The following is a 21,631-nucleotide window of genomic DNA, read 5'->3' as shown; positions in this document are numbered from 1 at the left end:
GAATATGACAAAGCAAATGATACAAAAGAGACTGACCGCATACCTGCTCCTCGGCTTGATATTATTCGGCCTGGACAGCTGTACGCGCAACGAAATGCCCGTGAAGCAGTCCACCTCAAAGACGAAGCTGGACCACCTTATCATCAAGGAAGTGTTCTACGTAGGCCATTACTGGTACCGTGACGTAAAGGCATGGGGCATGAAGAACATGAACCAGATGTACAACGACGACCAGTACATCGCCATTTACAATCCTACCGACGAGGTGAAATACCTGGACGGACTGGCTCTGTGCGACAATGCCATCGACCCGAGCAAGGCGATACAGTTCGCCCCGAAGGACGACTTCGTCAACCGCTACTACGGAGCGGCGGGCATCTCCTATTTCCCCGGAAAGGGCAATGACTATCCCGTAAAGCCGGGGCAGACCATCATCGTGGCGAAGTATGCCATCGACCACAAGGCGCGCTTCGAGGCGGAACTGGAGGGGGAAGACCTGAAGATGTATGGCGGACTGGGGGCTTTCCTGGACCTGAGCAAGGCCGACTTTGAATGGACGAACATCAATTACGACCCCGGACACAAGAACAATCCGGATGTACCGGACCTGAACGCCATTCTCACATCGACAGACAGCAAGGGCAACATAGGTCCTTCCTACGAGTTCTCCAACATATCGGAGAGCAACGGCATCGCCTTGATAAAACTGCCCTGGACACCCGAGGACTTCCGGAAGAACTATGCCGACACCAAAGACGGAAAAGGCTATCTGCACTACATTACCGTCACGAGCAGTGCTTTCGGCGATTTCTATGCGATAGAGATTCCCTTTGAGAACGTCATCGACTGCATCACCATCTGCCCACGCCGTATGTTCCAGATGCGCCCGAGCAAGCTGGACCGTGGATACAATGCCGTCACGGACGTGTCGTTCGCCAGCATGAAACAGAGTGATTATCCCATTTTCTCCGGACTTGCGCTGATGAGGAAATGGGACGGAAAGAAGTTCGTAGACGACAACAATACCACTGCCGACTTTGAAGTGAAAGTCGCCTCGCTGTCGAGAAAGGACAGCAAGGGCAATGCGATAAAGTAGAGGGCCCGGCTGTTTTAGCCCCGGTCCAGCCCCTCATCCCCCAAAGGGGCAAAATACAAATCGACGGCCTGACAGCCCGCAATTTGTAAATTGAGATTTTCTAAAAAGCAAAGAAAAGCCCATTTCCCTACTCCGAAAGGAGTCATGAAATGGGCTTTTCTTATTGGGATGTTTTCAATCTGTAAAACCCCGGAAAGGCATTTGCATTCTGCCTCTCTCCCTATTTCTTCCCTTCTGCCAGTGACCGTTGGTTCGGAGAGGGGCCGGGGATGAGGCTGGGCTGAGGTGTCTTCTCCCCCCTTAGTCTTCCCAGAAGTCGTAGGACTGATGCTCCTTCGCACCGGAGACACCTGGGCCGTTGCCGGTGTCGTCGTGTACGTCGCCCGACTTCGGCCACTTGGAATCGCCTGAACCGATGTCGTACTGGTCTTTTTTAGAAGTGGCTGTAAGCAGTAACTCCATCTCTATAGAGGAAACTTCAATGTAAGGGTGCTGATATGTTTGTTTCATTGCGGTCATAGTTTTCATTCTCCTTTATTTTACAATGTATTTCTTACCATTCACGATGTACAGACCTGCCGGCAGTCCTTCGAGGTTCGTCGTACCGAGGCGGACAATCTGTCCGTAGACACTGTAGACGTTGTTGCGGCCGGCAAAAGGATGGGCCGACTTCGAGGTATCGGCGGCAGGAAGCGTGCTGATGCCTGTCGGATCGGTATCGATGCTCCGTGTATAGAACGCCTGCTTGGCAGCTCCCGACACGCCATTGTCTCTGCTGAGTTCTACGACTGCGGTCTGCGGGGTGAATATGACGTCTGTGCGCATAGCCTTGTAGAAGGCATTCTCCCACTTCGGATTGTTGCCGGAGTAATAATAGTAGCTGTACATCGGCACTTTGATGCCCTCGGTGTAGTTGCCGATAAAGGTGTACTTCACGCCGTCCGTTTCGTGACTGACACTCTCTGCCTTCAGCTTCTTGGCAAACTTGTCGTTGTCTGCGTCAGTATCTTTGGTTACACCTACGATAATACTGTACTCGGCATGGTGAAGACCCGGGTGAATCATGTAGGGATGGTGTGCCTTCATGCCCTTCACCTCGGTCTTGAACTGCAAGGTAATGTATTTCTTGCCGGTGATATGCGGGTCGTTGTCGCTCTTCACACCGCTGAACTCGCATACCTCCGTAGCATCACCAAAGGCATTCTTGATCTGCTCTTCCGTCAGATTGAACGGGAAGCAGACGGAATACCACTTGCTCTCGACAAGACGCTCGTCCTTGTGCGTATCCTTCAGCTTGGCAGTGAGCATGAATTCGTTCCAGCCGGCATAGTCGCCACCAGGGTTGGTAAAACGGCCATTGTCTTGTGTGGGATACCTGTTGCCGTTTTTATCAACCACCCATTTGTTTTCCCATTCAGGATAGCCAGATGCAGCATACTTATCTGTGCCTATCACCTGAAGGTATTTGTTGATATACTTTTCATAGGCCTCCTCTGGATAGTGCAGTATGGTATAATGACCGGTTTGTGTTGTGAATTGGGAAAGTTCCACGACCTCGCCCTTACCTGGCCCATTATAGGAATAACCATAAGTATAACCAGTCGGCTGGAATGCCTGTAAATCTGCTTTTGTCTTGCTGCCAAGTACATACACATCCTGTAGTGGAGAATTTGTTCCACCAAAAGCCTGGCGCTCGATGTGCTCTACACTGGCAGGGATAACGACCGTCTTCAGTCCAGTCCCCTCAAATGCTTCCTGTTTGATGGTCTTCAGCGAGTTCGGAAGGCGCACAGTTGTGAGGTTCGTACAGCTCTCGAAAGCACCCAAGCCAATCTCTTCGAGACTTTCAGGAAGAATGATGCTGGTCAGTCCTGTGCAGCCCCAGAAAGCATGGGTATCAATCTTCTTCACTCCATACAGGAAATCTACCATTGTGAGGTTTTTACAGTTGTTAAAAGCCATGTCTGCAATAGACCCTACACTTGTACCGATGGTCAGCTTATGGAGCCATTCTGTACCTGAGAAGACACTGGCACCAATCTTCGTAGTCCCTTTATTCCCATCCTTGGTAGCATTGGGGAATACCACGCTTCTCCACTTGCTAAGATTATCGTTAAACGAGAACTTGGTCTCTTTGATGCTCTCCGGCAGGACAAGTTCACCAAGTACTTTACCTCCGTTCAGAAACTTTGAATTCTGCCCCAGAGTGACAAGCATCTCATCATTAGCAAAGTCTGCCAATGCCAGATCTAAGTCTTTGATCTTTGAAAAAGGTGGAGTGGTATAGCTCCCACCGAAGAAGTTCGTCCAGTCGGTCTGCGAAATCCTCACACCGTTGGCAGTAACCAGCTTCACATGGGTGGCAGCCTTCTCTGCTTCCGTGAAATTGCTCAGGGCGAGGTCGCCGTCAGCATTCACCGTGATGACAAGCGTATCGCCTTTCATCACTTTAGTCGGACCGGCATACGCCATGATGATGGTCATGAGCATAATGCCTAAAACATAAATTCGTCTCATTCTTTTCGTTTAAATTTTACTTATTGTTTTACTCTCTCTAAATCGTATTTTAAAGCAGAGTGCCCTAATCTCACGATTAAGACACCCTTAGGAATATTACTACGGACTGCACCTTTCGTGCAGTCATTACATGAAAAGTGTTGTTTCCAGCAGGGGGCTCTCTATCCATCAGCCCTTCCTGTCTGCTATAGGGTTATTCCCTTAGTGGTCAGCCGTCCTCTTGCGAAGAGGAGGACTTTGTAGTGCCGATTTATCCAATTCGGTTGCAAATTTATACTTTTTTCTTGAGACAGGCACTTATTATTTCATCTATTTTTATAGCATATAGGATTTTTAACATTCTCGTCAGGCACTGAATTTCAAGGACGTAACATCGTACAAGTCAGTTTCTGCTCCTCTTCGCAAGAGGAGCATCCATTATCCAATCGGTTATCTCCTTATTTGCCGTATGGACGATTTCGCTGTTCAGTTCTGCAATGTATATCCTTGTCGTCCTTTCGCTGGTATGCCCCATTGCCTTTGAAATGACAGCAATGGGGATGTTCCGTTCATGAGCAAGGGTAGCCCATGTATGCCTTGCCATGTAGGACGTGATGTTCTCTGTGATGCCTGCTTCCCTTGCTACAGCTTTCAACTGCCGGTTGTGCTGTTTGAGAGCAGCCTGACACTGGCGGTGCATTGCGTGCGGTCTGTCGCTGTCCAGCAGTGGGAACACCATCGTACTTCCCTCCTGGTGCAGTTCGTCGATGACGGTCTGCATACAAGGCTCTATCTTGATACGGATGGTCTGTCCGGTCTTCTTCCGCCTGTAGATGATGCACCCGCCTTTGATGTCGTCCATCCGGAGATAAGCCATATCGGCAAATGCCATCCCCATAGCATACAGACTGAAGAGGAACAGTTGCTGGGCCGTCCGTTGCCGGCTGCCTCGCTCGGGCGATGCTGTCCGCAGCCTGTCTACGGTCGCCTTGTCCAGTGCCCGCTTCTGTGTGACGGCATTGCCCGTGAACACCTTTGCGAAAGGGTCGCCCCGTCTGCTGTCGCATTGCCTCTTTCCCTTGTTGTAAACGGCTCTCAACGACCTCATGTAGCAGGAGATGGTGTTGAGGCAGATACCCTGATGCCGCAGCCACGCTTGGTAATCCTCCATGCGCTGTGCTGTCACCATAGGGAAAGTAATCTCCTCTGTACGACAGAACACCGTAAAAGAGTTCAGTGCCGTAAGATAATTCCGGGCGGTACAGAAAGCCTCCCTCTGCCGTGCCATCCGGATCTGCTGTCGTGCGAAAGCTGTGTAGGAACGGACGGAGGATTTTCTTCTTCCTGTCTTGCAGGTCGTCTGCTTGCGCTCGACTCCAAGCCATGCCATGAACAGACAAAATTTTCTACGTATCATTTTGTTTTGGTCAGTTATATGTTTTCTTGACTGTTTCTGCAAAGGTATTAGGAAAATAATGCTAACTTTGCAGTGGAAACATGAAATCAAGCGTATTATGGGAAAAGACAATCCTTTACCTTTAAATATAAAACAAAAACAATGAAAAGAAACATCTTAATTGCCTGCGGACTGCTGGGCTGTGTGCTCACGCTCCAGGCACAGACGAAAGAGGGCGGCATTGACGCACAGATGCTGCAGCAGATCCGGAAAGCCGGGCCGACAGCGGCCGACCGTGCACTGGCCAATGCCATTGCGACAAACTCCATAGACAACCTGGCACGCAACTTCCGCAACGCCGGTCCTGTAGACACCTACTTCAGTGTGGAGACACCCAAGCAGAGCATACAAGACCAGAAAAGTTCAGGACGCTGCTGGCTCTTCACGGGACTGAACGTGCTGCGGTCCAAGTTTGCCCGCCAGCACAAAGACACGCTGAAAGTGGAATATTCGCACGTCTACCTCTCCTTCTACGACCAGCTGGAGAAGGCCAATCTGATGCTGCAGGCTGTGATAGACAATGCCGGGAAGCCTCTGGACGACCCGCGCGTGCAGTTCTTCTTCAAGAACCCGATCAGTGACGGCGGTACATTCTGCGGTCTGTCCGACCTGGCAGAGAAGTACGGTGTCGTACCGATGGAGGCGATGCCGGAGACCTACTCGGCCGAAAACACCTCCCGCATGGCGAAAATCGTATCGTCGAAGCTGCGGGAATACGGACTGGAGCTGCGCAGGATGGTGGCCGGAAAGAAGCCGAAGGCAGCCGTCAAGGCACGCAAGACGGAGATGCTTGCCAGCATCTACCATATCCTGACACTCTCGCTGGGCGAGCCGGTGAAGAGTTTCACGTATGCCTTCAAGGACAAGAACGGGAAACAGACAGGCCCGGCAAAGACCTATACGCCGCAGGAATTCTACAAGGAGACCGTGGGCGGTCCTATCAACGGGACTTTCATCATGGCTATGAACGACCCGCGCCGCCCTTACTACAAGACTTACGAAATTGAATATGACCGCCACACGTATGACGGACACAACTGGAAATACGTCAACCTGCCGATGGAGGAGATTGCCAGAATGGCCATCGCCTCGCTGAAAGACTCGACGAAGATGTACACCAGCTATGATGTAGGCAAGCAGCTCGACCGCAAGCGGGGTTATCTGGACGTTGACAACTACGACTATGCCACACTCTTCGGCACGACGTTCCCCATGGACAAGGCCGACCGCATCGCCACTTTCGACAGCGGCTCCACACATGCCATGACGCTCACGGCGGTCGATCTGGACGGGAACGGTCAGCCGAAGAAGTGGAAGGTGGAGAACTCCTGGGGAGCCGCCTACGGTCAGCAAGGCTGCCTGATCATGACCAACCGCTGGTTCAATGAATATACTTTCCGCCTGGTGGTCGACAACAAGTATGTACCTGCCGACATCCTGAAGGCTGCACAGCAGAAGCCGGTGATGGTTGTTCCGGAGGATCCGCTGTTCCAGGAGGATGAGTAAACAGTATACAGCCTCACCCCCAGCCCCTCTCCGAATGGAGAGGGGAGTGAACACCGGGAGTCCCCCACTGTGCCTACTGCTCCTTTCCACAGTAAACGGTACATTTCTTGCCGCTCCTCAGTAAACAGTACATTTCATTCCATATCCCTCTCCAATAAACGGTATGTCTCATTCCATATCCCTCCACAGTAAACAGTACATTTCTTTCCATATCCCTCTACGGTAAACGGTACGTCTCATTCCATATCCCTCCACAGTAAACATTACATTTCATTCCATATCCTTCCACAGTAAACTATATGTCCCATTCCATATCCCTCCACAGTAAACATTACATTTCATTCCATATCCTTCCACAGTAAACTATATGTCTCATTCCATATCCCTCCACAGTAAACATTACATTTCATTCCATATCCTTCCACAGTAAACTATATGTCCCATTCCATATCCTTCCACAGTAAACAGTACATTCCACTCCCCTCTCCATTCGGAGAGGGGCTGGGGGTGAGGCTTCTACTGTTCCTGCTGTCATTTCTGCCGACCCTGTATTTGTCGGCACAGTCGTTCAGAAAGGAAATCAATGCACGGCCGGAGCTTTCGGCCAGCAACTATCTTGCCTATCCCGCACCTTCGGGCAGGCTCACACCGCCTCCGGCAGGTTATGCCCCTGTTTATATCTCCCACTACGGACGGCACGGTTCACGCTATCTTATCCGGGAGCAGCAGTACACCCGCCCCTTGCAAGTACTGGAGCGGGCCGACTCGGCAGGTGTCCTCACCGGGAAGGGAAAGGAAGCAATAACGAAGATACGCCGTATGCTGGCAGAATCGTACGACAGATGGGGCGAACTGACACCCCTGGGTGCAGAGCAGCACCGGCAGATAGCACGGCGGATGTACGAGCGTTTCCCGTCCGTCTTCAACGGTCCGGTGTGGGTAGATGCCCGGTCGACGGTCGTCATCCGCTGCATCCTGTCCATGGAAAATGAGCTTCAGGAACTCCTCCGCCACAATCCGCGCCTGCAGATTCGTCACGATGCCAGTACACATGATATGTACTACATGAACCTCTCTGACGAGAAGCTCGCCCGGCGGAAGGAGAATAACGAGGTGAAAAAGACCATGGAGGAATGGGAAAAACAGCATCTGGACTATCGTCCGCTGATGTCCCGTCTCTTCAATGACACAGCCTATGCAGCCCGGAACGTGGATGCGCCGCAGCTGGCACACGACCTCTTCAGTCTGGCAGGTATCGTCCAGAACTCCGAGATACGCCGCTCGCTGTCGCTGTACGACCTCTTCACCCCCGATGAACAGTACCGCTTCTGGCAGCGTGCCAATGTCTGGTGGTATCTCCACTATGCAGGCGCACCCCAGAACGGCGGCACACAACCCTTCTCACAACGCAACCTGCTGCGCAACATCATCAGCACGGCCGACTCGTGTCTTTCCCTTCCGCATCCGGGAGCGACGCTCCGCTTCGGACATGAAACGATGGTCATGCCGCTGGCGTGCCTGCTCGACCTCAACAACAGCAATGCACAAGTGAACCAGGTAGACAGTCTTGAGGCACGAGGGTGGATCGGATCGCGCATTTTCCCGATGGCTGCCAACATACAGCTTATCTTCTACAAAAATGCCAGGAAGCCCAATGCCGACATCCTTGTGAAGGCACTGCTCAATGAAGAAGAGGCAACGATGCCGCTGCCTGCCACCGGCACACCTTATTATTATAGGTGGGACGACTTCAGAAAGTTCTATCTTGCAAAGCTCGACAGCTATCACAAGCAGTAACAGCACCCACCTTCTATTACAAAAAGAGGGACGTTATGGCATGACCTTTCTATTCCATGCCATAACGTCCCTCCTGCAACAAAACACAAGCCCATATTGTACCAATACTGTCAGGTAAATGTTTCTCGTGTAAACCGGTCATCAGTGGCTTACTGTTATGTTACCTCGACAGAGAATAAACCGGCCTTCCTGCAAGCGTGTTGACGCCCGTCACGTATGGAGTTGTCGGCAGACACCAGCCGTGCTGATGCCCCGCTCCATGCTAAAAGAGACTGCGTATGGGAGATTATGCTGCTTTGCTGTGCGATGCCTGCTCACGGTCTGCGTATGAGCCTGATTACATTCACCTCCGGCCATGCCCCGAATCTGAACGGGACAGTACCTCCGATACCCAGAGAGACATAGAGCATAGAGCCGTCCTCGACGTATTTCCCACCCCATTCGTGATAAGCCCACTTGACTGGAGAGAACCGCCCGATCTTCAACTGTCCGGCATGGGTGTGTCCGGAAAGGGTGAGGGCTATATCCGTCTTGTGCAGGACACCACGCCGCCAGTGTGTAGGGTCGTGGCTGAGAAGAATCTTGAACGTACCCGGAGACAGCCCTTCCATGGCTTTCTCCAGGTCGCCCATGCTCTTGAAAGGCGGCCGGCTGATATTCTCCACACCGATAAGTGCTATCGACTCAGAGCCTTCCGTTCCGACTTCCTGACGGCGGCGAACAATCCTGACGTGACGGTTCATCAGCAGATGCCAGCCGATTTTTTCTTCCAGATACTCCAGTACACGCTGGTTGCGCTGTGCTGCCGGCTCCCTGGCGAAAGCTCCTTTCCGTTCGCTGCGCCTGTCCCCATTCGCTGCTTCCATCCCATATTCACAGTAATCATGGTTGCCCATGACACTGTAGACACCATCCGGAGCGGTTATCCGGCCGAGGTCGGCAAGGAAAGGGAGCACCTCGTCTGCCCGCACATTCACCAGGTCGCCGGTGAAAACCACCAGGTCAGGATTCTGTTCGTTGACTATCCGCACCAGCTTCCTGATAAACCCAGGATTACGAAGATAAGTGCCGAGGTGGAGGTCGCTCAGCTGTAGGATGCGATAACCGTCAAACGCCTGCGGGAGCAGCGGCGATTCACAGGTTGCCGTCCGGACAACAATGCGCCGCCAGCCGAAGAAGAAGCCGTAGATGAAGACGGCTATCAGTGCGGCGGCACACAGCAGGGCGGCCGCCGGCGGGAGGATGAACTGCAACAGGACAAACAGCAGCTTGGGCAGGTCGAGACAGAGAAGAATGGCCGTAAAGGCACGCAGAAGTGCATTATGATAGACCCCTGCACGGAAGAGATAGAAGACTACGATGGTAGCAACAGTCGGCAGAAACCAGACAATGCCGGGCCAAAGGACATGGGACGGCAGAAGGTATCTCCATCCTACATACCCATCGGGCAGGACGAGCAGCAGGAAGAAAAGCAGTATGGGCAGCAGCTGTTCCTTGAAAGTTCTTCTCATTGATATGCTCATTTGCTCTTAGGACGGGCCTCATAGCCTTTGTTCTGCACCAGCTTGCCGTTGAGGTCTACGACACGTGCCGGAATCGGGAAGACGATGGTATGCCGGTCGGCCTCTGTCGCCGGTGCCGTGCGCTGGTCGTAGGAGCGATGGAAACGATCAAAGCGGATAAGATCGTTGCGCCGCCACCCCTCCCACATCAGTTCCATGAGCCGCTCGGCAAGGATGTTGCCCAGAGTGGCCGGCCGATAACCCATTCCGCTGCGGCTGCGTACGGCATTCATCTCGGCATCACCGTTCTCTCCGTTGCGCACTTCGGCCTCAGCCTTCATCAGCAGGACGTCGGCATAACGGAAAAGAACAATGTCATTGTCCGGACTCTTGCCGTCGTTGTAGGCATTGGGATCCACTTCGTATTTCGCCATTCTTGCCCCTGCCGTCTTGACATACGGACTGTTCGTGAGGTTCACCTCCACGGCAAGCGGCATATAGACAAGCGGGTCGCCGTTCTCCAGCCGGACGATCTCGCCGTTCACACGTACCGTGTCAGAATAAAGATTACAGGCATACCGCTTGTCAACCGTACCGGTTCCATAACCATAGGTGTGGACGGTGGAGAGCGTCGCACAGGCCCCGTTCTCAGAGGAAGTGCCCACCGCGCCGCCGTGGGCATAGTGGCGGGAACGGAACAGATACTGGAACTGGGCTTTATAGAGATGCTTGTCCATCGGGATGATAAAGATGTTTTCCGGTGAGTTCTCGTTGTGGACAGCGAAATTGCTCAGGTAGTCGGAAGCCAGCGTAAAGCCAGCCGCCGTCACTTTGTCACAGTAGTGCTTGCAGGCCTGCCAGGCGTTCAGCCGCTGTCCGTCGACTGTAAAATAAAGCTGACTGCCGTCCGGCTGCTGTCCGTCCGTCCAGTCGGCATCAGCATATACCTCGGCATTCAGCATGAGCTTGGCAAGGAGGAAATCAGCAACGGAACGCGTCATGCGTCCATAGTCTGCCCCCTCAAGATTACTGTGGCCGGCAGGAAGCAACGGTTCAACCTCCTGCAGTTCTTTCACGACAAACCCATATACCTCCGGCCGGCCGGCCTGGACGGCGTTTCCAGGCGTATCGTCCACACTCGTTATCAGCGGGACATTGCCGAACATATCCATGAGGTAAAAATAGAACATGGCACGGACGGCACGGACCTCGGCCCGGTAAGCCCTGTACTGTGCATCGGTAAGCAGATGCCTGTACTTGTCGATGACGGCAAGACCGTCATTGCAGAAGATAATCACCTTGTAAAAATACACCCAGGTATCGTAAAGCGGCTTGTCGTCAGTCTTCCAGCGATGCAGGTACAGATTCTCCCAGAAACCGCCGTCGTACCAGTCACCGCCCCGTATCGGAATCAGTGCCTCATCAGTTGTAAAGGTGTTGTAATCGTAAACCCCACGGTAAGTGCCCTGCAGTCCTTCGCTGTCCCTGTCGCTTCCAATATAGTTATATAAGGTGGCGACAGCATTGACATAGACGGCCTTCGCCGAGGTATAGACCTGCTCTTCGTCGAGGCTGTCTCTTGCATTCTCGTCCAGGCAGCCGATCAGGGTCAGAACACTTAAAAATAACAGGGTATGGCGTAAGTATTTCATGTGGGACAGTTGTTTGTGTTAAGATACCATGCTTAAAATTTGATGCTCACTCCGATGGAGTAAGTGCGGTAAGGAGGATAGGTGCGTTTGTCGTCTATACCCAGCGTATTGTCCACCACATAACTGTTGATCATCGGCGTCAGTCCGCTGTAGGAAGTGATGGTAGCGAGGTTGTTGATGTTGAACGAAAAGCGCAGGGAACTGATGTACTTGCTCCTGACGGGGGCGTTCCAGCAGATGGCGAGATAATCGAAGTTCAGATAGTCGCCACGTTCCAACCAGTAATCGGTCACGTTCTGGTCTACGATGTTGCGCCCGGGAGCTTCCGCCAGCACGTTATAGTCGGGGAAGTTCGACATGTTCAGGTAGGACAGCGCCGTCCCGTTGAAGATCTTATGGCCGAAAGCTCCGTTCATCTGCAGCGAGATGTCGAAGTTCTTGTAGCGGAAGCTGATATTGGAGCCCAGCGTCATCTTCGGCGTGGCCTGTCCCGCAATGTAGCGGTCGCCATGGTCGCTGAGGTCGATCACGCCGTCCTCGTTCAGGTCGGCGATGTCGTATTTGTAGTGTCCGTGCCCGTTGTCAACGATTCCCTTGCAGTGAGGAAGATAGAACACGCCCAGGGGCTGGCCGACAATCTGGTACAGTATGTCGCTGTTGCCGCCGTGGAAGCCGGCGCCGTTCATGCCTCCGATGGCCGTAATGTCCGATGCGGTCATCTCCCTGCCGTTGCACCTTCCGTTCAGCGAGAGCAGCTTGTTCTTCTGCCAGGACATATTGACATTGACGTTGAGTTCCATGTCCTTCTTCGAGACCGGCACGACCCCGATGCCCAGCTCGAAACCGGTGTTCGACATCGAACCGATGTTGGCCAGGAGCTTGTTGAAGGAGAAAGGCGGTACGGGCACATCATACTCGTAGAGCATATCGGTCGTCTTGGAATAGTAGCACTCTGCCGTAAGCAGCACCCGGTTGCTGAACAGGCCGAGGTCAACACCGAGGTTGAAAGTGCTTCGTATCTCCCACCGCAGGTCAGGATTGCTGTTGCGCAGCGTTCCCATCGTTACGGTCGGCGTACCATTGTAGGAAACCAGACCGGCTGGAACAAACTGTTTCATGGTCAGATAGGAACTGATGGCCCCGAGGTTGCCGGAACGGCCGTAGCCCGTTCGCAGGTCAAGCAGACTGACCGGTTTGCAGCTGTTGAGGAACCGTTCCCTCTTCATGTTCCAAGTCATCGAAACGGAAGGGAAGACTCCCCAGGTATGGCTCTTGCCCACCATCGATGAACCGTCGGTACGGGTCGTCAGATTGAGCGTATAGCGGTCGAGAAGCGTATAGGTAACAGTACCCATGAAGGAGGCAAGTCCAGGGTCTGCATAGCTGCTGCCTGTTCCTCCGTAAGGACGGTCGGATGCTGCAGCGAGGTTGTCGTAGCCGAAGCTGTTGCTGGTAAGTCCTTTCACCTGTGTCCAGAAAGCAGCCATCTTCTTTTTCTGGTATTCAGCAAGCAGGGTGGCAGAGAGGTCGTGTATGCCCCAGTGCCGTTTCCAGTCGAGGGAGATACTCCCCAGCATTTCTTCCGTCTTCCGCTCTCCCCGGTATGCCATGCCCTGCGCCCACACCCATGTAGGAGCAAATTTCGCATTCTCCGTCGAGGTATAGGAGTAAGAGCCTAAGGTAGAAAGCTGCAGTCCGTGTCCCAGTTGCAGGGACAGCTGCAGATGCGTGTTGAACGTAAGGTTCTTCTCGTCGTTGCGTTCCAGGAGCAAGGGTGCGGGGGATGCTATCTGCGAGGAGTTGCCGTTGCGTTGCCAGCCGTCTCCGATCTTACCGAAAGCCATGGTGGGATTCATTGCCGCTGTGGAGTAGGCAAGCATCTGGAGGTCGTATATCTTGTCATCCTGCTGGGAAGCCCCGAAGACCCCGAAGTCAATCTTCAGCTTCTCGTCAAAGGCAAGCTGCGAGATGTCCAGCTTTGCCGTGAAATTACTGTAGTCCTTGTTCCTGATTACCGTCTGTCCCCGCATATAACCCAGCGAAGCACGGTAGTTCGACTTCTCACTTCCACCGCTGAAAGCAACATGATGTGTATTGACAAAGCCTGTCCGTACCACCTCCTTCTGGAAATCAGTGTCAAATCCCTTGTCTACATAGTCCAGTCCCAATGCCTTTGCTGCACTGACATACTCGGCCGCATTCAGCATTCGGAGACGTTTATATACGTGTTCGAAACCTATTATCCCGTCATAATAGATCTGGAACTTGCTGCCCTTGCCGCGCTTCGTCCTTACCTCGATGACACCCGACGCACCCCGCGAACCGTACTTGGACGTCTCGGAGGCATTCTTGAGAATGGTAAAGCTCTCGATGTCGGCCGGATAAATGGTAGACAAGGTGGCCAGGTCGGAAGACACTCCATCAATGATGACCAGCGGGTCGTTGCCGCCGGTAAGAGAGGTAGTACCACGCACACGCACGCTTGTCAGCATGGCCATACGGTCCTGTCCGTTCGTGACGACATTCACGCCCACAGCCTGTCCGGACAAAGCGTCGAGCGCCGAACTGACCAGACCTTTGTTCATCTGTTTCTCTCCGATTTTCGCTATCGACCCGATGACGGGAAGCGTGTCATTGACGTGGAACGGCAGTGGCTTCTGAACCGTAATATGTGGCTTGTGTTGTCTTTGGGCATTTGCCACAACAGAAGAAACCGGCATCAAAAAGCAGCAAACAATCGTATGGGTAATGAAATTATGTCCAGTCATATTATAATAGGTAATATTTGTTATATATGCTGTTTGTTTTAGCAAATATACACAATTTCCGGGAGACAAATGCCAGATTACCATTTTTTTTGCTAAATTTGTCGATATAATTCTCCCAACGGATCTTTTTATCATGGAGAGCCTGAAGGGAAAAACCTAAATTCTTACCAAATGGAAAAGATACTTTTAGCGGCTCTGCTGATGGGGATGTCCGTGACGGGAAGCCGGGCACAAAACACCACACAGATGCCGGATTTCACGGAATGGCACGACCTTCAGGTGAACGCCGTCAACCGTTTAGCAACACACACGGACTTCTTTGCCTTTTCTCCAGAAGATGACCTCGTTGGCCAACAACCGGACAAAAAGAAATCGAAGAACTACCTCCCACTCGACGGCAACTGGAAGTTCAAATGGGTGGAGAATGCCGACCAGCGTCCGACCGACTTCTTCCGTACAGATTACGATGATTCACAGTGGAAGGACTTCCCTGTCCCCGGCATCTGGGAGATGAACGGCTTTGGCGACCCCGTCTATGTGAACATCGGCTTTGCATGGCGAGGGAACTTCAAGAACAATCCACCTGAAGTGCCTGTCAAAGACAACCACGTCGGTTCGTACCGTCGTACCATCCACATTCCGGACAGCTGGGACGGAAAGCAGGTCATCGCCCACTTCGGCTCGGTAACGTCTTGCATCTATCTGTGGGTAAACGGACAGTTCGTCGGCTACAGTGAAGATTCAAAAATCGGACCAGAGTTTGACGTGACAAGATACCTCCGGAAAGGTGACAACCTGATAGCCTTTCAGGTGTTCCGCTGGTCGGACGGCAGCTACTGCGAGGACCAGGATTTCTGGCGGCTCAGCGGTGTTGCGCGCGAAAGCTACCTCTACGCCCGTGATGCCAGACAGCACCTGAAGGACATACGTGTCACGCCAGACCTCGTAAACGACTACAAGGACGGAACGCTCAGCGTCAACCTTCAGCTTTCCGGTAGAACAAAAGCATTCCTTGTATTGGAAGATGCCGACCGTCAACTTGTCTGCAAGACTGCAGCCAGTCCGGACAAAACCGGACAGGCAAAGGCTTTCATGGAATTGAGGAATCCCAGGAAATGGACTGCGGAAACACCTTATCTATATTATCTGTATGTACATACCGAGGATGCCAGGACCGGGAAAGAGCTTGAAACAATTCCTCTCCGGGTCGGTTTCCGCAAAGTTGAAATCAAAAACGCACAGGTGCTGGTCAACGGGCAGCCAGTCCTCTTCAAGGGAGCAAACCGCCACGAGATGGATCCGGACGGCGGTTATGTGGTAACACGTGAACGGATGATACAGGACCTCAAACTTATGAAGCAGCTGAATGTCAACGCTGTGCGGACCTGCCACTATCCTGACGACCCTCTGTGGTACGATCTCTGCGACGAGTACGGGCTATATGTCGTCGCCGAGGCCAATCAGGAGAGCCACGGCTTCGGCTATGGTGAGGATGCCGTGTCAGGCACTCCCCTCTTTGCCAGACAGATCATGGAGCGCAACCAGCACAATGTAGGCACGAAATTCAACCATCCCAGTATTGTCATCTGGAGTCTCGGCAACGAGACACGGTACAGCAAGAACTTCGATGAAGCCTACGACTGGATCAAGTCGCAGGACAAGAGCCGCCCCGTCCAGTACGAACGGGCGGAGCTGAAGGGATATGCTACGGACATCTTCTGTCCGATGTACTATCCTCCGAAAGCCTGTGAGAAATATGCACAGGACGACAGTCATACCCGTCCCCTCATCCAGTGTGAGTACAATCACACAATGGGAAACTCGGGCGGCAACCTGAAAGAATACTGGGATCTCGTCCGCAGATACCCGAAATACCAAGGCGGCTTCGACTGGGATTTTGTCGACCAGGCATTGCATCGCACCCCTCATTTCGATGCTTCCCGCTCACTGGCCGACTATGAGCGTATGGCAAAGGAAGCGAACGTGAAGACCGAATACACCTATGGAGGTGATTACAACCGGCATGACCCGTCAGACAACAATTTCAACTGCAATGGCATGATCGGCCCCGACCGCCAACTGAATCCGCACGCCTATGAGGTAGGCTACGAATACCAGAACATCTGGGCTTCACCGGTCGACCTCAGACAAGGAAAGATACGCATCCACAACGAATACTTCTTCCGCGACCTCGGTAATTACCGTATGGAGTGGAGTCTCGTTAATGAAGGGGAAACCGTCAAGAGCGGTACGATTGACCAGCTGGACATTGCACCGCAGCAGACCACCGAATACACCCTGCCTATCACAGGAAAGGAATACGACGGTGAAGTCCTGCTGAATATAGACTTCAAATTGAAGGATGCCGAGCCACTGATGACAACAGGACAGACCGTGGCAGAAGCGCAGATGGAGGTGCAGCCCTGGCAGCCCGTACAGAAGAGGGAACCGGTTGTGAAGGACAAGATAAAAGTCACAGACAAGATAAAGGAAAATCTTGTCCGATTTTCCGGCAACGGCTTCAGCATCACGTTCAACCGCAAGACCGGCTTCCTCACGAGTTATCAGGTTGACGGGCACGACTTGCTGGGTGAAGGCGGAACACTGAAGCCCAACTTCTGGCGGGCCGTGACAGACAATGACATGGGGGCAGACTTCCAGAACCGCCTTTCTGTATGGCGCAATCCCACACTGATGCTGAAATCGCTGGAAGTTGAGAAGAAGACCAGATGCCTTACAGCAGTGTATGATATGCCGGAGACAGGAGCTGGCTTGCGTCTTGTCTATCATGCCACACCGGACGGCGCACTCCATGTCAGTATGGAAATGGAAATGAAGAAAGGCAGCAAGACACCGAATCTCCCCCGTTTCGGAATGTTGATGCAGCTCCCTTACAAGATGGACAGGTCGGTCTTCTACGGCCGCGGACCTGTAGAGAACTATGCCGACCGCAAACTTTCACAGCGTATCGGACGCTATGAGCAGACGGCTGACGAACAGTTCTTCCCCTACATCCGTCCACAGGAAACAGGTACGAAGAGCGACATCCGCTGGTGGCAGCAGACTGACAGCAGCAACCGTGGCTTCCGTATACAGCCTGACGAGGCAGCTTTCTCTGCCAGCGCCCTGCATTATAACATCTCAGACCTCGACGAAGGAAAGGAGAAACACCAACGTCACAGCTACCAGGTACCGTTATCGGAGTACACGAATCTCACCCTGGACGCGGCGATGATGGGGGTCGGCGGTATCGACAGCTGGGGTTCCGAACCGCTGGAGAAGTATCAGCTGCCGGCTGGGAACCGCTCCATGCACTTCTGGATCATACCGGTACGCTGAATCTTTCACAAGACAATCCGCCACAGAAACCACCCCTACAGAATAAACAGACTTCTGTAACCTGAAAGGCATTAAAACAGCCATATCAATGCATCCGCTGCAGAGATATGGCTGTTTTTGTTTTTACAGTTACTTCCTACCGCCGGACTTCTGTCCATATATGAGCATTGTCAACTCTCCCTGTATCTTTCTGTTTTCATGCGCAGATGATGGAGACAGAACCGGCGAAACGTATTTCTCTGCAGAAAAAGAGGCATTATTCAACAGACTGGCATATAATCCACTTTTTTTATGTAAATTTGTAAACAGAATATATTTCTTTCAAAATATGATTTAACGGCAGAGGAAGTCCAATCAATGAAACAGACATCCTTCACCTCCAGCTTCCTTGATTCCGGAATAACAGAGATGATAAACGAAGAATTAACATACAGGGTTCTGCGGAACTTCGGTTTCGTTCCTACCGACGACCAGCGGAACGCCATAGAAGTCTTTGCACGCTTTATGACCGACCGTAACGAGCGTTCCGTGATGCTTCTCCGTGGCAGTGCCGGTACGGGAAAGACCTCCCTGGCCGCCGCCATTGTACGAACGATGCAGGAACTGAAGCAGAGGGTATCGCTGCTGGCTCCTACCGGACGTGCCGCAAAGGTGTTCTCGCTGAATGCCGGTCAGCCGGCTGCCACCATCCACCGGTCTATCTACCGGGAGAAGGCATTTACAGGTATGGACGGAAAGTTCAACCTGAATGTCAATCTCTTCCGCGACCGGCTTTTCATGGTCGATGAGGCATCGATGATCAGCCTGTCGGCAGGCAATACGACCTTCGGCAGCGGATGCCTGCTGGACGACCTCATCCAGTATGTCTATAACGGGCGCAACTGCCGTCTGCTGCTTGTGGGCGACAAGGCACAGCTGCCACCTGTAGGCGAGGAGGAGAGCCCTGCCCTGCGTGCAGATGTGCTGCAGGCCTACGGACTGGCTGTCTATACGTGCGATCTGGACGAGGTGCTCCGGCAGAGCCAGGATTCCGGCATTCTCTACAACGCCACCCTCATCCGTCGGATGATCACCCATAATGAAGCTACACAGCTGCCGAAGATACACTTCGAAGGCTTTGCCGACATCTCCATTGTCCCCGGCGACGAACTCATCGAGAGCCTCGCTTCCAGCTATTCGAAGGTAGGTATGGACGAGACGATGGTTATCACCCGCTCCAACAGGCGTGCCAACGTCTTCAACCAGGGCATCCGAAACATGGTACTCGGACGTGAGGAGGAACTGACGGCAGGCGATATGCTGATGGTGGTGAAGAACAAGTATATGACTCCGCCGGACGGCCTCTCTCGGGAAACAGCAACAGAGCATTCCATGCCTGCCACAGCTTCCCTGACCTTCATCGCCAACGGCGACCGGGCCGTTGTCCGCCGTGTCCGCAACGTGCGGGAACTTCACGGCTTCCGGTTTGCCGATGTGACGCTGGAGTTTCCGGACTATGACACTCAGGAAGAGGAAATGACAGTCATCCTCGACACGCTCACGACAGAAGCACCCGCCTTGACACATGAACAGAACGAGCAGCTCTTCCGGAATGTGCTGGAGGACTATGCCGACATACCGCTGAAGGCCGACCGCATGAAGAAAGTCCGTGAGGACACTTACTACAACGCCCTGCAAGTGAAGTTCGGCTACGCCGTCACCTGCCACAAGGCACAGGGCGGGCAGTGGGCACACGTCTATCTCGACCAGGGCTACATGACCGATGAGATGCTCACGCCCGACTACATCCACTGGATCTACACTGCCTTTACCCGTGCCACAGAGCATCTTTATCTTGTCAACTGGCCGGAGACACAGGTGGCAAAGCCTACAGACACCGGAAAATGAGCGGCATCCTGCGGCAGACGACACAGGTCCCAAACGGTCGGGAACAGATGTCCCGGTGCTTGGGAACATGATTCCCGATGCCTGGGAACGGCCGTCCCGGCCAGTCGGGAAATCCGGAATCTGTAGCCGGAGAGAACATGGCAGCCTTTCCGGGCGATCCGCTCAAGACGTAATGTCTTCTCAGGACTTCCCTGTCCGGACAAGGTTTTGCCATAAGACGTAGGGAAAGTTGCATTTTCGGGACTTCGAGTATAGCACTGAAGCAGAAAAAAAGTAACTTTGCACCAGGAAATAAAATCACAACAATGTATATAGAGAAGATACAGTCGCCAGCCGACTTGAAACAACTGGACATTGAGGCCTTGAAGACCGTGGCCGACGAGACACGCCAGGCCGTATTGAACCGTGTAAGCAGACACGGCGGGCACGTAGGGCCGAACCTCGGTTTCGTAGAGGCTACCGTCGCCCTGCATTACGTGTTCAACGCACCGGAAGACAAGCTCGTATTCGACGTAAGCCACCAGAGCTATCCGCACAAGATACTGACGGGGCGTGTGTCTGGATTCCTCGGCGATAAGGAAGAGATGGATGCCGTCAGCGGCTATTCATCGCCTGCGGAATGCCCGGAGTACGACAACTTCGAGGTGGGGCACACCTCCACTTCCGTAAGCCTTGCCACCGGGCTGCAGAAAGCCCGCGACATCAAGGGTACGAAGGAGAACATCATCGCTGTCATCGGTGACGGTTCGCTCTCCGGCGGTGAGGCTTTCGAGGGACTGGACGAGGCATCGGAACTCGGCACAGGCATCATCATCGTCGTGAACGACAACGAAATGTCCATTGCTGAAAACCACGGCGGTATCTACAAGAATCTGCGTGCCCTGCGCGAAAGCCACGGCACCTGCGGGCACAACTGGTTCAAGGCATGGGGATTTGAATACAGATACCTGGAAGAAGGGAACGACGTGGAGAAACTCATCGAGGTGTTCAGCAGTGTGAAAGACACGGACAGGCCGACAGTCGTCCACATCCACACCGAGAAGGGACATGGCTTCTTCCCCGCCGTAGAGAACAAGGAGGCATGGCATTACAGCATGCCGTTCAACGTGGCAGACGGCAGCCGTCCGGAGCAGCCTGCACACGAGTCCTACGATCAGCTGATCAGCGACTGGATGCTGCAAGAGATGAAACAGGACAGCCGGTTCGTCGCCGTCACGTCGGGTACGCCGTCGGTTGCAGGCTTCACGCCGCAGAAACGCCGGGAGGCCGGCCGGCAGCACATCGATGTGGGGATTGCAGAGGAGCAGGCCGTAGCGATGATTTCGGGGATGGCGAAAGGCGGACTGCATCCTGTATGGACGGTGTTCAGCACCTTCCTCCAGCGCACCTACGACCAGATAGCGCAGGATCTCTGCATCAACTCCAACCCGGCAGTCATCAACGTGGCAGGGGGTGGTACGGCATCGATGAACGACATCACGCACATCTGCCTCTTCGACATCCCGATGCTGTGCAGCATTCCCGGCCTCATCTACCTTGCCCCCGCTACGTGCGAGGAATACTTTGCCATGCTTCGCTGGGCCGTCTGCCAGGACAGGAAACCCATTGCAATCCGCATACCGGGCAACGGGGTGAACCATACGGCAGAACCTGTCGACACGGAGTACGGCTATGAACCGCGATACAAAACAACGCACAAGGGGGAGAAGGTGGCCATCATTGCTGCCGGCTCTTTCTATCAGAAAGGAGAGAATGTGGTCCGTCTGCTTGACGGAAAGGGCATTGATGCGACGCTCATCAACCCCCGTTACCTGAATGCCGTGGATGCAGAGACGCTCGACGCATTGAAGGAGAGCCACGAACTGGTCGTGACGCTGGAAGACGGCAGTAAGGACGGCGGCTTCGGCGAGCGCATCGCTTCCTATTACGGCACGTCCGGCATGAAAGTGCTTGTAGGCGGCGTGAAGAAAGACCTCTACGACCGCTTCGACCTCCACCAGCTGCTGTCTGACAACCGCCTGCTCGACGAGCAGATTGTCGAGGACGTGATGGCACTCATCTCGTAGGGAGCCAGAAAAACCGTCTGGATAGTTTTCCTATCCACCACAACACTAAATTCAGCAAGAAATACT

12 protein-coding genes are annotated in these 21,631 nt (G+C 53.2%); 6 read left to right on the top strand and 6 right to left on the bottom strand.

Annotation, left to right across the window (positions count from 1 at the left end; genetic code table 11):
• Positions 1–4: 4 nt before the first annotated feature.
• Positions 5–1,096 (top strand): DUF4876 domain-containing protein, encoded by a 1,092-nt coding sequence (locus DYH27_RS01980; protein ID WP_025068046.1) that lies wholly within the window; start codon positions 5–7, stop codon positions 1,094–1,096.
• A 300-nt stretch (positions 1,097–1,396) separates the two neighbouring features.
• Here DYH27_RS01980 and DYH27_RS01975 read toward each other — a convergent pair whose 3' ends face one another.
• The 3 genes from DYH27_RS01975 to DYH27_RS01965 all read right to left on the bottom strand — a co-directional run bounded on the left by DYH27_RS01975 (position 1,397) and on the right by DYH27_RS01965 (position 5,009).
• Positions 1,397–1,606: a hypothetical protein gene (locus tag DYH27_RS01975; RefSeq protein WP_029754977.1), complete on the bottom strand. Its 210-nt coding sequence runs from the start codon at positions 1,604–1,606 to the stop codon at positions 1,397–1,399.
• 24 nt (positions 1,607–1,630) lie between these two features.
• A complete protein-coding gene (locus DYH27_RS01970) occupies positions 1,631–3,613 on the bottom strand; it encodes a leucine-rich repeat domain-containing protein (protein ID WP_029216473.1) in 1,983 nt (660 codons plus the stop codon).
• 382 nt (positions 3,614–3,995) lie between these two features.
• Entirely contained in the window at positions 3,996–5,009 is a 1,014-nt protein-coding gene (locus DYH27_RS01965) for a tyrosine-type recombinase/integrase (protein ID WP_244595138.1), read from the bottom strand.
• A gap of 141 nt (positions 5,010–5,150) precedes the next feature.
• On the opposite strand from DYH27_RS01965, the gene DYH27_RS01960 reads away from it, so the two are divergent.
• Both DYH27_RS01960 and DYH27_RS01955 read left to right on the top strand, forming a co-directional pair.
• Positions 5,151–6,554, top strand: coding sequence for a C1 family peptidase (locus DYH27_RS01960; protein WP_029216475.1), 1,404 nt, complete (start codon positions 5,151–5,153; stop codon positions 6,552–6,554).
• Between the two features lie 435 nt (positions 6,555–6,989).
• Entirely contained in the window at positions 6,990–8,351 is a 1,362-nt protein-coding gene (locus DYH27_RS01955; RefSeq protein ID WP_244595137.1) for a histidine phosphatase family protein, read from the top strand.
• 314 nt (positions 8,352–8,665) lie between these two features.
• Here the strand turns inward: DYH27_RS01955 and DYH27_RS01950 are convergent, their stop codons facing one another.
• From DYH27_RS01950 to DYH27_RS01940, 3 genes are read right to left on the bottom strand one after another with little or no spacing between them, the layout of a single operon-like run.
• On the bottom strand, positions 8,666–9,862 hold the full coding sequence (locus DYH27_RS01950) for a metallophosphoesterase (RefSeq protein WP_025068013.1): 1,197 nt from the start codon (positions 9,860–9,862) through the stop codon (positions 8,666–8,668).
• 8 nt (positions 9,863–9,870) lie between these two features.
• Complete coding sequence (locus tag DYH27_RS01945; protein WP_029216477.1) at positions 9,871–11,505, bottom strand: RagB/SusD family nutrient uptake outer membrane protein; 1,635 nt, start codon at positions 11,503–11,505, stop codon at positions 9,871–9,873.
• A 32-nt stretch (positions 11,506–11,537) separates the two neighbouring features.
• Complete coding sequence (locus tag DYH27_RS01940) at positions 11,538–14,225, bottom strand: SusC/RagA family TonB-linked outer membrane protein (protein WP_172462789.1); 2,688 nt, start codon at positions 14,223–14,225, stop codon at positions 11,538–11,540.
• A 219-nt stretch (positions 14,226–14,444) separates the two neighbouring features.
• On the opposite strand from DYH27_RS01940, the gene DYH27_RS01935 reads away from it, so the two are divergent.
• The 3 genes from DYH27_RS01935 (at position 14,445) to DYH27_RS01920 (ending at position 21,565) form a co-directional block, all read left to right on the top strand.
• Entirely contained in the window at positions 14,445–17,612 is a 3,168-nt protein-coding gene (locus DYH27_RS01935) for a glycoside hydrolase family 2 TIM barrel-domain containing protein (protein ID WP_025068011.1), read from the top strand.
• A gap of 408 nt (positions 17,613–18,020) precedes the next feature.
• The gene (locus DYH27_RS01925; RefSeq protein ID WP_025068010.1) at positions 18,021–19,499 is read left to right on the top strand and encodes an ATP-dependent DNA helicase; all 1,479 of its coding nucleotides are present in this window, start codon (positions 18,021–18,023) and stop codon (positions 19,497–19,499) included.
• A gap of 305 nt (positions 19,500–19,804) precedes the next feature.
• Entirely contained in the window at positions 19,805–21,565 is a 1,761-nt protein-coding gene (locus DYH27_RS01920) for a 1-deoxy-D-xylulose-5-phosphate synthase (RefSeq protein ID WP_029216478.1), read from the top strand.
• Positions 21,566–21,631 lie beyond the last annotated feature (66 nt).

It is taken from the genome of Prevotella denticola (assembly GCF_900454835.1).
Taxonomy (GTDB): domain Bacteria; phylum Bacteroidota; class Bacteroidia; order Bacteroidales; family Bacteroidaceae; genus Prevotella; species Prevotella denticola.
This window is presented reverse-complemented; position numbering and strand designations above follow the sequence as displayed.